Source organism: Parabacteroides sp. AF17-3 (genome assembly GCF_003635445.1).
In the GTDB taxonomy this organism is placed as follows: domain Bacteria; phylum Bacteroidota; class Bacteroidia; order Bacteroidales; family Tannerellaceae; genus Parabacteroides; species Parabacteroides goldsteinii.
On the sequence record NZ_QTMM01000018.1, the window covers coordinates 68,678 to 86,820 of the forward strand.

Annotated in this window: 8 protein-coding genes; all 8 read right to left on the minus strand. The window is 37.9% G+C overall.

The annotated features are described in order from the left end of the window. Positions 1 to 31 precede the first annotated feature (31 nt). Entirely contained in the window at positions 32 to 2,089 is a 2,058-nt protein-coding gene (locus tag DWW91_RS22140) for a hypothetical protein (protein ID WP_122328932.1), read from the minus strand. Positions 2,090 to 2,153: 64 nt separating this feature from the next. Then, complete coding sequence (locus DWW91_RS22145; protein WP_122328933.1) at positions 2,154 to 4,952, minus strand: alpha-L-rhamnosidase; 2,799 nt, start codon at positions 4,950 to 4,952, stop codon at positions 2,154 to 2,156. 139 nt (positions 4,953 to 5,091) lie between these two features. After that, on the minus strand, positions 5,092 to 6,171 hold the full coding sequence (locus DWW91_RS22150) for a DUF4959 domain-containing protein (protein WP_158599473.1): 1,080 nt from the start codon (positions 6,169 to 6,171) through the stop codon (positions 5,092 to 5,094). A gap of 29 nt (positions 6,172 to 6,200) precedes the next feature. Further along, positions 6,201 to 8,021, minus strand: a complete 1,821-nt coding sequence (locus DWW91_RS22155; protein WP_122328935.1) for a RagB/SusD family nutrient uptake outer membrane protein — start codon at positions 8,019 to 8,021, stop codon at positions 6,201 to 6,203. An 11-nt stretch (positions 8,022 to 8,032) separates the two neighbouring features. Beyond that, complete coding sequence (locus DWW91_RS22160; RefSeq protein WP_007654070.1) at positions 8,033 to 11,119, minus strand: SusC/RagA family TonB-linked outer membrane protein; 3,087 nt, start codon at positions 11,117 to 11,119, stop codon at positions 8,033 to 8,035. 31 nt (positions 11,120 to 11,150) lie between these two features. Beyond that, the gene (locus DWW91_RS22165; protein WP_007654073.1) at positions 11,151 to 12,974 is read right to left on the minus strand and encodes a RagB/SusD family nutrient uptake outer membrane protein; all 1,824 of its coding nucleotides are present in this window, start codon (positions 12,972 to 12,974) and stop codon (positions 11,151 to 11,153) included. Between the two features lie 19 nt (positions 12,975 to 12,993). Then, positions 12,994 to 16,182: a TonB-dependent receptor gene (locus DWW91_RS22170; protein ID WP_007654075.1), complete on the minus strand. Its 3,189-nt coding sequence runs from the start codon at positions 16,180 to 16,182 to the stop codon at positions 12,994 to 12,996. A 741-nt stretch (positions 16,183 to 16,923) separates the two neighbouring features. Beyond that, on the minus strand, positions 16,924 to 18,135 hold the full coding sequence (locus tag DWW91_RS22175; protein WP_122328936.1) for a hypothetical protein: 1,212 nt from the start codon (positions 18,133 to 18,135) through the stop codon (positions 16,924 to 16,926). Positions 18,136 to 18,143: the final 8 nt, after the last annotated feature.

Sequence of the window (18,143 nt, forward strand, 5' to 3'; positions counted from 1 at the left end):
ATTATAAACAGATGCTTTCTATAGCGCGATTTTATTTATTCCAGATATAGCGATAATTAAATCTTCGGTTAGGAGCCGCATCGCCATCTACACACAATGATATAGGATCTTTCAAATTAGCAGGATTATCAGTCCATTTAAAATCAAAGACAAATGAATCGTCAATTAATCCTAAATCTGCACGAGGTATTGATAATTCCAATTGATTTCCATTCACCCGATATGACAATGTATTTACTTTCTTCCACTCTCCGGCTTGTTCATCATACCTCATCAATTCTGTCGACTGCGCATCAACAACCTTTTTATTTACTATAAAATCATAACCGTACCAGCCGGTCGAAGCATTATTATCCGCATCGATAAGTAATAACATCCAGTTCGGATCAGAAAATGGGGACAATTTATCCATCGTTTCCGCATAAAAGAATATGTTATCCTTATCTACTGCTACTTTCGATAAAACAATATCATTTCTACCAGAATTATTTACATAATGATTTCCGCCATATCCTTTATGGTCACGATGAGTTACATCTCCTTTGGTATCCCGATATTCAACCTTGACTTTATCCCATTCCTTAAATGTCCCGTCTATTCGGATTTTCTGGTATCCACTACTCTGTGGTATGGGACGAACTCCTTTATAACGACGAATATTCTGTGCCATCTGCATATAATAGTTATCCGTATAGCCACCTTTCATAGGTTGAATTGTACGATTAAATTCTGCATTATACTGATCTACAAAATAAAACGGATTTTTACGTCCCAAAAATTCTGTCGGGCCGGGTAATTCAGACCCGGGAGCTTTCCCTGAGTTATATTTTCCAGCAGTCCATTCATTCCAGTCATTCAAATACAGAAACTGAGGATCGTTTTTCAATGCTTCATCCCAGCGATCCTGAAAATAGATACCGTATGCTGTAGGATCATTTACAGTCTTCCCTAGCCAGGAGACATAAGTCGGTTCAGGCATATCATGGTCATTCAACTTCGGTTCCTTTTTATCACGAGTCCAGGATTTTCCAATTATGGAAATAGGATGTTGAGCCGGAGTAACTGCAGCTTGTTCATTTTCTCCTCGATAAGTTGCAACCAAATCCGACGGTGACATTTTACAGACTCGTTCGTCACCCAAATCGTAGCCAAAACTCCAGTTTCCTTCTGTTCCGACAAAACGTTCACCATCCCACTCATAGTATCCCCACCACATGGTTCTGAGCGTGAAAAAATCTTTCACATCCTGGGTATAATCCGTATAAAACTCATTTATGTAATCCGGATCATTATAGTGAGAATGTGAAGGGTCAGTCAATGCTTTGGGATCATAATGAGGATTCGGGTTCTTCACACCTCCACCATTAGCATCCATTGTCGGTTTTCCATTATACAACAGTAAAGGTTTATCTCCCCAGTAGAACCATAAATCCTTATATTTATTTTCTTTATATACTTTATCATATAAATCTTGTACAACAGAAATCACAGGTCCGTTGAAAGCCCAAAAACAAAATTGAGGGACTTTGTTACCTTCTGCTTTCATTTTTTGCATCGTTGTAAACAGAGTTTCCCACTCATCCCAATAACGGACTGCATTTGTTACATCCATAACTAATACATCCACACCGGCATCGGCCAGCATCGACATATCTTTACGAATCACATATTCATCACGACTAAGGAAATAACCCAATTCAGGTTCCCCCCAATGGTAAGAACCTTCTGTCCATGCCGGATGACTAGCATCCAGACGAGCTTCGGGAGCTTCTTCCAACACCTTACTTACATCAGCACGATAAGGAGCCTTCAAATTAGCCAAATTATCCGAATGCCACGTGATATAAAAAATACCAACCACACGACGCTTATCATTCTTGACATTTCCGACCTCTTCTTGTGTCGGCATAGTCCGTCCCAAAGCATCTGTTGCCACCCAGGTATCAGAATAAGTATCCCAACAAGAATCAGGCATATTCACATTCGAATGAACGGTATCCTTTTGATTTCCACATCCCGACAGGGCCATTATCCCTATCAGTCCAAAAGTCCATAATTGATTTATACAAAGACCTTTAACATGTTTCATAATCTATAAATTCAGAGTTTATAAAAATAAGACAAAACTGATTCAAAACGAATTATATATTTCTTTATTCTTTATAAATTTCTATTTGGTATACTCCCGATGGAAATTTATAAAGAGACACTTCCTCCTCGCTTCCAATAAGTGGATAATCAGCCTTATTAAAAGAACGTTTGTTTACATGTATCTTTTTACTATCAGGTAATGCTACAATGCCTGATGTATTAGGAGGTAATGTTATTATCCATACCAGACTATTTTCTTCTTGGGACCATTCGCTTGCCGTTCTCCCATAAGGTGTTTCTATCGAAGCTTTTGCCCAGGAAAGATAAGATGTCATTGTTGGTTCAAAGTGTATAACTTTAAAACCCGGGCCTGACACATCCGGTCGTATGCCTGCTATATCTTCATAAAACCAAGTGTCATAACCACCCTGCATGGGATGATTAAGTGAAGATCCTGCCAAACACATTTCCTTACTCTTCCCATTTACCGGAAGAATCTCCCAAAGAGATGTAGCATCAGCATCCGTCCACATATAAGCAAAACTATTCTCACCTGTTTTAGTAAACATATCCCATGCCATTTTACTATTGCCAAAACGTGATAATGCTTGCCCAATACGTCCTAGACCAAATATCCCCGTATGCATAAAACCATCATATTTTTCTTTCATATTCCTGACAATCGCATCAGAAACAGCTTTTTCATCTCCGGCAGGAACCAGTCCAAAATCAAGAGCCATTGCATCAGCAGTCTGACTCCCGAATGTTTTACTTTCTTTATCATAAAATTCGGCTACAAAAGCTGCTGCAATCTTATCCTTCAAACCACTGTAATATCCGGCATCATCACTCTTTCCTAACATAGCGGCCGTTTTAGCCAAAATTGAAGCATCAAGATAATGGAAAGCAGTAGAACTCAAAGCAACAGGACAATCAATCGCATTGTTCCCTTCCGGCGGACACCAGTCACCCAATCCGTAAGGTACAATATGTTTGGTTGAAAGCGTATCATTAAGCGTTAGACTCTCCACGTGATCCACCCATTGTTTCATTTCCTGATAATATTTATGTAAAGGCTCTTCATTGCCGAAATATAAATAAATGTACCAGGGTAATTGAACTACGGCCGTCCCCCAATCTGGAGAAGCAACCCCACAAAGACGTTTTCCCGGAGAAATCATATACGGGATTCCCGGCGCTTTATCTGCAAAATAAAATATTGTATTAAAAAGTTTTTGATGAAGTGTATTTTTCTCAAATGCGGAAGAAGTCGAACTGATATCTTCCATATATTTCATCCAAAAATTATTCAGGTCAAAATTATAATTCTCAAAAGGAGCTACGGTATGTGCATCTCCCAACCAACCACATCGTTCTCTGTGAGGACAATCCGTCGGCAAACCATGCGTATTATTGAGCATTGTCCTGACCGCTAACTCATGCAATTTATTAATTTGTTCATCAGAACATTCAAATTCACCTCTCTTATTGACATCCGTATGTACAACAATTGTCTTTATCCAATCCAATTCAGGCTCCGCTGCCATACCGGAAAGTTCTAAATAGCGATAGCCATGGTAGGTAAAACGAGGGTTCCAGACTTCCCGACCGTTTCCGGCACAAATATATTCATCTGTTTGTACAACACCTGTAGCAAAGACTCCGGTTGTATTATATTCGATTGAACCATCCTCACGAAGAAGTTCTCCCATCCGCATTTTCAAATGTGTTCCTTTTGGCTGATCTACCGTTATTTGTGGTACACCGGCAATATTACCCCCAAAGTCAAATATCCAATTTCCGGAAGAATCCTTCCATTTCTTTATCGCTCTGATTTCATTCTTCAAACGAATAGGTTCCATAACCTGAGGAAACAAATTCACCGGAATAACACCTTCTGCAACTACAGCATTTTTCCATCCATTCAGTTGAGTTCCAACTTCTGACCAACCTTTAATTTCCTTTGTAGCATCATACACCTCACCAGCATATATATTACCCTTTAACACAGGTCCGGAAGTCCACAGCCAGGATTCATCTGAAACAATCATTTCCTTAGAACCATCCTCATAAGTTATTTCCATTTGTAATCTAAAAAGAGGATCGCCATATTTAGCCCAAGGTCCCCAGACACTGTTTTGCCCGTACCAACCTTCACCAAGTATCACACCTAAACAATTTTCACCTTTCACTAACCCGGATGTGATATCAAATGTAGAATACAGGGCATACTGCTCATAATTCGTTTGTGCAGGGTCAAGGATTCGTTTTTTATCGACAAGTTCACCATTCAAATAAAGATCACTGCATCCTAAACCACAAAAATAGACAACAGCTCTTTGTAGTTTCGATTCTGCCTTCCCTGTATCAAATACTTTACGAAAATAAGGCATCGGACTATCTTTTTTCCAAACAGAAGTTATCCACTTAGCTTTCCAATCAGACGTATTTAACCCCAAAGAGAAAAAAGAAGGCTCACTCCAGACCGTTACTTGTCCTTTCCCATCCCAAATGCGCAAACGCCACCAATAGAGTGGCCCTCTTTCTAGTATTGCGATATCCGGACGTACATTCACTTGCTGTTCTGAAACAGTCTTTCCTGAATTCCAAATATAATTACCATCCTCCAAATCCTCTCGGGAAGAAGCAATCTCTATTTCCCAAGCAGACTGAATAAAGCCATTCTCCTCTGACTCGATTTTCCAACTAAAAACGGCTTCATCTATTCCTTCCGGGGTTACCAGACCACGACACTTCAAATCCACCACCTTCGCTTTACTCCCGACACAGTTATCAGTACATCTCGTAAACCCTAAAAGAAAAATGAAAAGCAATAATAAACAAAGACTCTTTGACTTCATACATTTCCTATTTAATCGTATCAGACGCAAATATCATATAATGATATATTTTAAAGACTTCTCCATATCTCATAGAAGAGGGTGATACTATAAATTTTTGAAACTCCTGTATACACCCTCTCTATCATTTATCGAAAAATCATTTAAATCGTATATTTCTGATATTTATTGTAACATCAGCATTTGTACCGAAATCACAACGCATATAATCACCTGAATTACCCCAGCCGACAGTAGCCATTCCGGCTGTATAGTCCTGTTCAAATGTTGTCCATTCTTCTGCTGCCGGAAACTCTATCGTTGTCGAATTAGCTTCAGATGGTCCGGAAAACGAAGTACACCAGAATATTTGTAACTTAACACTTTTAGTAGACTTATATCGGAATACCATGGTAGAACCTTTTTTTGCGGCAGCTAAGCCATTTGAATAAATATAAGGGTCCCCTCCTGTTGTTACAATCGTATATTCATTTGAATTCTCCGGATTAGAAGCAACCAATGTCATATCATTAATTGTAGCCTGGAAAGTTACATATTCCACATCGGGATAAACAACATCATCCGGATCAATAACCGGAGTAATCACATACTCTTTTTCTACAGACTTTCCACCATCCGCTTGATTCACTGCATAAACCGTCAATTTTGTTTCAGCGATAAAACCGGTAACAACATATACCCCTGTTTGAGTTGCATCAATAGTAACTTCCTGTTTCACATTATTTTTATCCAGATATGAAGCTATCAGGTCAACTCCCACAAATGTCTCATTTGTCCAGAAAATCTTTGCACCACCACTTGCCGGTTCCATTTCAACGGTTTCGATTACATAATCTTTTGCCTCCTCTATACCCTGAGGAACACCTTTCACCGTTACAGAAGATGAGGATTCTCCACCATATCCATAAGATGTCAAAACAAACTCATGTTCTTCCGTATCTGTAAATCCTCCAACAACAACCGATACGTTGTTATTAGCATCAGCACTATATTTACTAACCTTTTTATTCACATTTTCTCCTTGGGAATTTCTATAGGAAATCAATGTATAATAATAATTGGCATCTGTTGGATTCATCCAATTCAATGTGACGGAACCAATAAAAGGTATACACTCCACATTGCTGACAGGATCTATATGGCCCTTATTATTGTCATCATTGTCGCATGCATAAATAAAAAGCGAGATGAACATTACTAATAGAATATATTTCTTCATTGTATACTTTTTTTTAATTATATCTTCAATTACCATCCCGGATTCTGCCAGTTAGCACCCGTATGTTTCAACATCTTGGCTACTTCTGTCTGTTTAATCGGGTAGAGCAAATATTTCTCTGAATTTGTCCCACGCGATGCAAGTTTGATTCGATTGTATGTGAAAGTACCATCCTCCTCTTTTACAATTTTCATACCTGTCACAAAATCATCTGTTTCATTTAAAATTTTCCAACGACGAACATCAAAGAAACGATGTTCTTCGAAAGCTAATTCTACACGACGTTCATTTCTATAACGTTTTTCAAAAGAATCTTTCGACATGCCTGACGATAATGCCGGTATACCGGCACGAACCCTGATTTTATTAACAGCATCTCTGGCTGATAACGCCTCTGCCCCTACTTTGGATACCACTTGTCCATCCGGACCTACAGCCTGATAAGCAGCCTCTGCAAAATTCAAATATAATTCAGCCAAACGAAAAATACGCATAAGCCCATCTGCATCCTGCCCGATTCCGGATTTGAAATTATTGAATTTACGCATATAATATCCCGTACGAGTATAACGGATATCCGTCACCTTATCAGAGATACCACAATTTCCACCCACATATGTTTCTACAACATCTCCATTAGGTTGATCTAAATATCGAATAGCCCCATTATAATAAACCGACGCATAGAAACGAGGATCACGATTCGCATACGGATTTTTCGGATCATAAGAAGATGCCGTATTTAATATCGGCCGCAAATGCTCTGCATCCGAATAACCTAAAATGGGTTGAGTACCATCAATCATTTCATAACTATCTACCAACTCCTGCGAAGGTCCAGCTCCAGCTTTTTCCATACCATTTGTAATAGGAGTCCCGGCAAACTTCCAGACATTTGAACGCCAGGAGGTCGTTTCATAGATAGTTTCCCTATCCCATGAACGGCTTGGATCTGAACGAGTAATGAAATAATAGGCATATGCATTCTGAGCGATTGCAGGATCCGGAGCCTGACTATACAACTCAAAACCATGTTGCAAACAAAGATCTAAAGCCTCTTTGGTAATTTCTGTTGTTTTCTCCCATGTGTATTTACTGCTTCCGTTCTCATTCCATAAAGGACTTGCTGCATATAAAGCCGTCTGAGATTTCACAGCACAAGCAAAAGCACGTGTCAATTTTCCTCTTTCGTTATCATTTATTTGCCAACGAAAACCAATTGATTGTCCTTCGGACTCTACCGTAGCCAAAGCCTTATCACATTCTGAAATAATAAAATCTGCACATTCCTCAAAAGAGGCACGTTTATCTGTCGAGAAATCATGATTCGTCTCGTAAGGAGTTTCTATTAGAGGAACTCCCCCATAACGTTTTATCAATTGTAAATAATAAAACGCACGTGCAACACGAACCTCGGCAATCCAACCATTTTTTTCTACTTCATTAAAAGTATAAGTGGCCATTTCCGGATCATTTATACAAAGCAAAAAAGTATTACAACGACGAATACCTTCAAAATAATGCGACCAAGGATCCATATAACTGGCTGTTAAAGGATTATATTCAGGAGTCGTATATCCTTTATACCACTTGGATACCGGTCCGTCCTGATTGTCATTTGCATCATGGGCTTCATCACAAAAAGAAGCCAAAGGAGTATTCGTATTTTCATACGTAAATCCAACCTGAGGCATATATCCCAAGCAATTGGAGTAATAAGCAGATGTACGTTCATATCGATTAAAAATATCATTCAACGACACACGCCCATCGGAAGCTATATCCAAATCTGCACAGGAAGAACAACACAATGTAAAAGTAACAACTAATATATTTATCAGATTCTTCATAATATCTATATTTAAAATGTTAAGCTCACTCCAATATTATACACTCTATATGGTTGGAAAGTACCCATGTTAGCTATTTCCGGATCTATATGTTTTGAACGCATATTATCGATTGTAAACAAATTCTGTCCACTTAAAGAAAAACGGATTTTTTCTGCAAAAACCTTCTTTGAAGTATTCAATGGTAATGTATAAGCAACCTCCGCGTTCTTTAAGCGTAAATAAGATGCATCCATAATAAAGAAACTGTTTGGCTGATGGTTGGTAGATGCTTTCAACGATAAAGCCGGATAAGTTATTTCTTCTCCATTATTCCAACGTTCAGGAGTCCATGCTTTTAAATGAAGGTCTGTAAATACACCCTGATATTCCGATTCATATGCACCTACACCACTTATTGTTTTTGAATATTTACCAACGCCTTGAAATAAAAGATTAACTTCAAAACCCTTATATTTAAAACCTCCGGAGAAACTATAGTACTGCTGCGGTATAGAAGTGTTTAAAATCGGAGCTTTATCTTTTTCATCTATTATTTTATCACCGTTTAAATCCTGATAGATAAAATCACCGACACGAGGAGTTCCGAAAGCATAACTCAAACCGCTCTTTTCAAGTTCTTCCTGAAAATTAAACATGCCATTGCCATTGCTGTAATCAATCAAATATCCCCACTGTTGCCCATAACTAAATCCCTCTGTACGGTACGGATAAGCATACTCATTTGAATAAGGAGATTCATTAATATTAATAACCTTGTTTTTATTATAACTGAAAGCGCCGCCTACATAAAAAGACCAATCTTCATTAATCTTTTTGTCATACATTGCTTCAATTTCAAAACCATGATTTTCCATTTTACCCGTATTCGTTTTTGGATAGTTGGAAAGTACAGTTCCTTGATATTCCGGAACTAAACCGGCACTACTTACCAGCATATTATCGCACAAAGATTTATACCAGTCAAAAGAGATGGTCAATTCATTGAACAGCCCCAGATCAAAACCATAATTTTGCTTTTTCATCTTCTCCGCCATCAAATCCGGATTACCTTTTAATCCTTCATTACCACTTACATCAATATAATCCAGATATAAAAATCGTTCCCCACCCAGCTGATCATTTGCTGTAATACCATACGAGGCTCTTAATTTCAAATTACTTAACCAAGTCCAATTCTCCAAAAAAGCTTCATCCGAAACAACCCAGGCACCGGAAATAGCCGGAGTAGCAATATAACGGTTATCTGGGTGGAACTGTTCAGAACCGGAATATCCCAAATCCGCTTTTACAAAATAACGGTCTTTATAACCATACGTTGCTGTAAATCCTAAACTTTCACGTTTATATGGCAACATACCGGAACCAGAAGAGACCTCTTTCTCTTGTTGCAAATAAAAAATATACCCCATGGCGCTAATACTATGATCATCAAACCTACGTTTATAATCCACATTTGCATAAAGATTCAAATTGTAATAAAATGTAGAGCTTTTTCCGTAAGAAAGAGGAGTATTGTTGTCTGAACCTAATAATGAAAAATCCAACTTTGACAAGTCTTTTGAACGGACATAACGTTCAAAATTCTGAGTTGTAGTTGTTTGATTCACAGAATTAGTTTGATAAGCCATTGTCCCACTTACAGAAAGACCTTTAGTAAGAAAACTCATATCCAAAGTCAAACCAGCTTGAGCGTTTATATTGGCAACAAGAGCCTGAATATAACCAGAACGGTTCAGCATCCCGTAGACAGGAGTTTTCTCATTATCATGTGTTACAACTTGATTACCGTTACTTAGACCGTCTCCTGACGGAGTTAATGGACCATACATCGTGGGTGGCAGATTAAATATATGGTTATAAATAGTCTCATTACCATAACCTGCAGTCTTTTCTGTTTTAATATTACCGGACAACCGCATGAAACCACTTAAATAATCATTTATTTTCACATCAATATTCGAACGGAAATTAAACCAGCTATTTTTAGGAGTCGGATCATACTTCGAACCACTTTCATTAGCTGTTTTAAACGGCAATTGCTGGTGCATATAATTCACATTAGAAAAATAACGAACTCTCTCAGTTCCACCTTTTACATTTACACCTACTCTGGACATTAAAGTCAAAGGACGTATAAACATTTTATACCAGTTATTATTCGGATATAATTCATTACCTCCAGCTTGGAACAACTCGGTATCCGTCTTAGAAAACTGGGAATACCCCCCCAGACCATCATTATAGCCTGCCTGATTTCTCATTGTAACATAATCGGATGAATTAACAAATAAAGGTTCTTTTGTCATTTGCTGGAATGACTGGTCAAAATTCACCTCTACTTTTGTTTTTCCAATGTGTCCCTGCTTAGTCTTAATCGAAATTACCCCATTGGCTCCCTGAATGCCATAAATAGCCGTTGTAGCAGCATCCTTCAATATAGTTACCGACTCTATTTCTTTAGGAGTAATATATGTATAATTCGTATTAGGACAAATAATTCCATCCACAATCACTAGCGGTTCCCGTCCATTAATGGTAGAAAGCCCTCTGACCAATTGTGTTACCCCTGTTGACGAAGAACTCAATGCTCCACGGGATAATTCAGCATTTGTTTCTATCGTCGTCAACCCCGTAAACCGACCTGCAAAAGTTTTTGTCAGATTTGATTCAGGAGACTTATCCAAATCTGAACCTAAAACTCTGGAAACAGCTCCGGTTACCGCCCTTTTAGGTAACGACATATATCCCAAATCTATGACCTCATCCATTTTTTCAGCATCATATGACAACTGAATAGATTCCAATCCTTCGTGATTTACGACAGATACTTTTTTATCATCATAACCGATATATGAAACTGTAATATATTGGCTTCCATCCTTTATATCAATTTCATACGCACCATCAACTTTTGTCAGATATTCGCATTTTCCGTTTTCCGACTTCAAAAGAGCCCCGGAAATCGGCTTTCCAAACTCATCAATGACAAACCCTTTTAATTGAATAGAAGGATCTTGTGCCCAACCTAATATTCCCGGAGAACTCAAGCAAGCACAAATAGCCAATATGGATATTTTATTTTTTATGTAGCTCATAATTTAGATTCTTTTCAAGTTATACAGAATATTACCATCCCTGATTTTGCCAGGAGACTCCCGTTGTTGACTCCAAACGGGACACTTCGTCCAATGGTAATGGCAATAATAAATCTCTATTCTGATATCCACCACGTGGATTTGTAGATATATTATATCGTTGATAATTGAACGAGCCATCATTATTTTTTGTAATTCTCATTCCTGTCAACCACTGGCATGTAGCATTCAAATTACCTTCAGGCTTCTGCCAACGACGTAAATCAAAATACCGAACCTCTTCCCAAGCTAATTCAACGCGTCGTTCATTATGAACACGTAAAATCATTTCATCTTTCGACAAACCGGCTGGCAACGCAGGCATATTTACACGAGCCCTTATCTCATCCACGGCAGCTTTGGCTTCTGCCAAATGCCCTGATTCTGCTGCAGCTTCCGCATAATTCAGAATAATTTCTCCTAACCGGAAAAATTTCCAGTTTGAATTATTTATTTGATTTGTATTTGAAGCCTGGGGAGTAACTAATTTCCTATGATAATAACCAGTACGACTATGAGCTCTGTCAGACGGATCCAAACTCATTCCATGTCGGCCATTCACATAAGTTTCAACAGTAAATACTTCTCCATTATTCCAGATTAAAGAATCACCATTACATAAAACTGTTGCTGTCAAACGCGGATCACGATTTTCATACGGATTTTTAGGATCATATATTTTATTATCTGGATTATAATTCGGTTGCATATGCTTTTCGTCCAAATAAGGTTTAGCCAAATCCAGTATAGGCTGCCCATCTATTGTTTCGAAAGCATCAACCAGCTCCTGAGTAGGACATGTTCCACATTTATAAGTACCATCCATAGAACTTCCTATATAACCGACATGCCATACGAAAACACCTCCGGCACGATGTTGCCAAATTGTTTCTTTATCACGTGGTTCTGCTGAATAGTCTGCATTTTGACAAACCAACTGATGAAAAGCAGCAGCGTCATATGTTCCAAATGTCGAAGGATTAGTACATGTGGTAAATAATGCATACCCATTCTTTTTCAATTCCTCTACAGCCTGTTTATTCATCTGATATGCTTCTTCCCAATGATCTTCTCCTGCATTAAACAAAGGGCTGGCTGCAAACAACATCATTTTAGATTTAACAGCCCAAGCTAATGCTTTAGTTGCCCGCATTGCTTCATCTTCCGTTGTAATACGCCAGGGTAGTTCCGCACAATTGAGACCGGCATCACAGTCTTCTGCTATAAATCGGGCAACATCATACACGGCTTCTCGTTTCAATGTAGAAAAATCAGCATCAAACGCTATGGTTTTATCCACAATAGGAACTTTGCCAAACCATTTAACCAACTCTGAATAGAAAAAAGCACGCATAACGTGTGCCTCTGCGGTAAAACGGGCACGTTCTGCTTCACTATTTACAGCCGCAGTCCCTATATTTTCCAAAAACTGGTTGCACAAACGTATTTGTTGCCAATATCTGGACCAATAAGCATTATTAGCTGCACCATGTCCATCGTGCATATCTCTTATCGGATGGGAAGACGCTGATTCATTCGCATTATACATTGATTGAATACTTGTTCCCTGTACTTCTTCCGAAGACCACCCTTCATCACTACAAGCTGTCACTAAAGGATCAAAAAACCAATAAGCATATCCCTTTTGAGGAATATTATTATAACAAGCATTCAACAAAGCACCTACTTTATCCGGGTCTGCATATATTTCCTCCATAGTGAGCGTTCCATCAGGAGCTACATCCAGGACATCAGAACAAGAATTCAATGTTCCCAACAGAACAATTGAAGATATTAAGAAATATGTTAGTTTCATATAACTCTCCTTTCAATGATTAAAATGTCACATTAATACCAAAATTCATCATCTTAGTAATCGGATAATTAAGCTCTGCACTTTGCTCCGGGTCAATTGCATCAGTTTTCATGGCCTTCCATGTCAATAGATTATTCCCGTTTACATAAACTCGTGTACTATTAATTCCGACTTTTTTCAAAAGTTTTTTAGGCAATGTATACCCCAGTTCTATATTCTTCAAACGCAGGAAAGAACGATCCATAATAAAGAAATCATTTGCCTTCTGGCTAGTTCCGGGTGAGGATGCCAAGGCTGGATATTTAATTTCTTCACCATTAGCATAACGTTCAGCAGTCCAAGCCTGCAAATGATAATCACTGTAGAAACCAACCAAACCGAACTCTGTAGCTCCCCAACCAGTATATACACGGGATGCTTTAGCTATACCGGAAAACAAAAATGAAAAATCAAAATTCTTCCAGTTTACAGAACCAGAAAAGCCATAAGTAATACGAGGTATATCACTATACTTGATCGGAGCCTGGTCCTTCTCATCAATTACACCATCTTCATTTATATCCACATAAAGAAAATCACCCAAACGAGGAGTTCCTCCTACCTGATAAGTAGCCAAAGCGTTGTCCAGTTCTTCTTGTGTATTAATATATCCATTACCATTACTATAGTCTATTTTATATCCGAAACACTGTCCTATACTGTAACCTGTACTTCTGTAACGATATGCATAATCAGCCGTTTTTTGTGCTTCATCCATAAAACGTTGGGTATTCTTATTATACGCGAAATTTCCCTTTACAGTAAATGACCAATCATCGTTTAATCGCTTATTGTAAGTTGCCTCCAACTCATATCCATGATTATCAATACGTCCCATATTGACTTTTGGCAGATTACCAAGTGCTACTCCCTGAATTTCAGGTACTGTACCACGAGATATCAAAACTCCTTCACGTTTTTCCTTAAAATAATCAAAAGTTAAAGACAGTTCATTAAACAACTGTATGTCAACTCCATAATTCTGTTTATAAGCAATTTCCCAACTTAAATTGGTATTTCCTAATTTCCCTTGTGAAATGGCTTGCCCACGTCCTAAAGAAGGAATAACTCCACCACCACTCGTAATGTTACTTATATACAAGAAACGTGTACTACCTAATTTATCATTACCCACTTTACCATAAGAAGCACGTAACTTCAAATTAGAAATAGTCTTATTATCTTTCAGGAAACTTTCATTACTAGCCACCCAACCTGCGGAAAAAGCAGGAAAAAAACCAAAACGATGTCCTTTTGCAAATTGCTCGGAACCGTTATATCCAATATTTACTTCAGCCAGATAACGAGAATCATATCCATAAGTAGCACGCGCTGAAACACCTAACATATTATAAGGTAAATCTGCTGCATATTCCTGCCAATTATCACGTTGAACCAGAGCCATCCCTGTGACATCATGCACTCCAAATTTCCGGGCATAATTCAATGAATACTGCATATTCATATAATAGTTGGTCGACATAGACTTTGAGAGAGAAATAGCATTATTTTCATTCGTTCTCACTTTTGTATAATAAGATTGGTCTTCCGCCGTTCTGGCAACCGACACACCATAAGCATCATACGATCGGACTCCCTGTAAAGTAGTCACAGCTTTTGAGTCAAAAGAAATCATAAATTTATTACTAAGTCCTTTCGTTATGAAATCTAATCCCCAATCCACGATTAACGATGAATTCAAATTAGTATTCGTTTCCTGCTGATACCCTCTACGGTTTATTTCCCCATAAGTATTGCGGTCCTGACCAGACTGATTAACAACCTCACCAGCCGGAACAGATGTTCCATCTATCAACGTATAACCCTCTTGAGTCAGTGGTCCCGGATCTGTCGGAGGTGTTCCCCAAATATAAGCCCTCATATTTTCAATCATAGCAGCGACACTTCCTCCAAAAAGAGTTTTTGTTTGTGGAGTATTTACCTTTTCCAAGTAAGAAGCCAGATTCAAAGAAAGCTTTAAATTTGAAAGTACTTTATAATCCAGGTTTGCACGAAAATTATAACGATCCGATTTATAACTCGGATCATATCCCAGATCCTTCTCCGATTCCGTGCGGAATTGGCCTCCTTGCCCCAAATAAGCAACATTCATGAAATAGCTCAATTTTTCTGTTCCTCCACTCAAATTCACGTTAACACGAGTTTGAGGAGCCCATTTTAAAAAAAATTCACTATATACATCCCTATCCGGATAAAATACAGGATCTTTACCAGACCTATACATATCGATCATATAATCGGTGTAAGGTAAATCCGCTTCAGAATATCCATCATTGCGAAACGCCTGATTACGTAACTCTGCAAATTCCCAGGAGTGAATACGATCTGCCTGGGCAGTAAATTGCTGCAAACTATAATCCGCAGAAATACTTAATTCTGTTTTTCCTACCTCACCACGACGTGTGGTAATCATTATAACACCATTAGCACCACGAACGCCAAATACTGCAGTAGCAGATGCATCCTTTAATATAGATACGGAAGCAATTTCATTCGGGTCTAACGTAGAAATATTATCACGTGGCACACCATCTATTAAAATAAGAGGATTTGCTCCATTTGTCGTACTGGCCCCACGTAAATAAAATGTAACATCATCTCCACCCGGTTGTCCGGATGTCTGCAAAGCGGTTAATCCCGGTAGACGTCCAGCCAAAGCGGTTGACAAATTCGCAGCAGAACTTTGTTTCAGTTCTTTCGTCTGTATTGCAGCGACTGCTCCGGTTACAGACACTTTCTTTTGGGAACCGTATCCAACCACTACTACTTCTTCCAGTGTTTCTGTATCTTCAAGCAATGTAATAGATACAGATTTCTGGCTCCCTGCCTTTATTGTTTGTGTCACATATCCAATATAGGATACACGCAACACAGACTGTGGAGTGACTTTAATGGAAAATTTACCATCTGCATCGGTAACAGTTCCGTTTGTAACACTTTCCATAATATTTACACCAATCAACGGGAAACCGTCTTTATCCAAGACAATACCTGTTAATAGCGAAGTTTGTTGTTGAACTCCTGCCTTTTCGTTTTTTTCCGGTATAACATTAGATTTTTCCGAATACCCATAGAAAGGGGTTAACAACAATGAGGTGATCAGCAAAGCTGATTTGCCTCCTAATTTTGTTAATCTGACATTTTTCATAAAAGATTAGCTTATTGTACATTATAGTAAGCAAGCTTAATAACAAAGTATATACACAATTATTCACGTGCATTTGAGAGATTCACAAGTTCTCATTTTTGACAAAATCAAGAATACTCATTTCAGAAACAGTTCAACATCTTTACTTCAATTTTTACCCTAAAATTCTTATGAAAGGGTAAAAGATTCAACAATTTTCGTTTACATATCACAATAAAAGTTTGTATTATTATCATAATTAACCGAATTCTAGCCAAAGAATACTTCGGCAAAGACATAAAGATTTCACTACGGAGCAAAAACCATGTTTTTACTCCGTTCAAATGACGATTTAACAAAAAACAAATAGGATTTTTCAGGATAAAGAAGCTTATTTTTATCCTGTTTCTTTATATATAGGGATGGATGATTTACAAAGGATAGTCAAAATAGCACTTTTCAAAAGCACTAACCAAATACAAGATTTTATTATAGAATAATATAATTGACAAAAAGATTTGTCAATTATACAGGTTATAACCTGTATAATTGACAAAAAGATTTGTCAATTATACAGGTTATAACCTGCGTTTTTTCGGTTTCATTAATCTGTTTCATCTGTTCTACACGGTATATATTTTTACTAATATCAAAGGAACAAATTCTTTTTTTATTAAATATTAAAAAAATGATTTTTCAAGTTTCATTTTTGACAAATACATCTGATATAAATATTTCTTATTTCAAATGCATTCCCAATTTCTATTTTTCCAACAAATAAATCAATATATCTCCGGGAGAGATTAATAAAGTAGCTGTATACGATTCAGCAGAAACAAGACTTCCGTCTTTTAATACACGTTTCACGGAGGGATCTGCATAAAAGGTAAGCTCCATTGTATCCATCAGACTTCTGTTTACAATAGCAAGATATTTCTTACCTCCATTTTCCAGCAATGAAATAATGGCTCCATATCCATGTGTATCCAAAACCTTCACCTTTTCAGGAAGAGTGGTCAAACGTGTCGTACCTCTCGGTATAACACTTCCTGTATGTCTGACCGACAAAACTTTTGCCCCCAAAAAGATTCCGGCAATTGATCTGATCTCGGCATTCATATCTTTCACCAAATCATAAACTTCCGTTCGCTTACCATCCAAACCAATCGGTCCGTGTTGATAATCATAAAAAGAATCACCAGCCGGTGTCCAATAAGTAAAATACTGTAACCCTTGGGCTCCATAAACCAGATTACTATATAGTTGTAACCGTAAAGAAGCGCGTGTCGGAACAGGATATGGTCCATGTTTGGTAGCAAGAGCAAACGCCCAGAAATCCTTACCGATTTTTCTTGCTTCACCTGAGAAATCTTCCAGATTTTCATACCATTCAGCTTTCAAAACATTATCTCCAAGAACCGGATAATGGTCGAAAGAAAGAAATGGTAGAGGAACCTCTTTATTAAAACGGGTAATATAATCACGATAATTCTGAACACCCAAAAACCTCAAATGCTCCTCACCTCCTGTCGGAAATAAGTTCAGATAGCAAAATTTGCGATTATCTACAGCTTGTATTCTTTTAGCCCAATCACCTAGCGCTGTAAAATCTGCAACAACAGGCTCATCCCGTAAAAAATAACCTGCAACCGCCGGATGTTCCATAAATTTCCGAACAGTTTTTTCTGGTTCTTTACGTAACTCAGGACAAGCTATTATTAGCTGCACACCTACTTTATGTGCGGCGTCAAGCGCTTTTTCCACTTCTTCCAAACTTGAATACTCACTAAAGTTTATAGTAAATCCTGCCTCTTTCAGTTCCTTGAAACGCTCAACGGTCGCTTCATTTGCCCTTATGCCATACCAGGCTACTATGGGTATCTGTGCCGATAAATCCAATCTTTCCTGTGCTTGTCCTATTCTTGTAAACAGTAACAATAAAAAGATCATTCCCAATACGAAATAATGTTTCATAAAATATT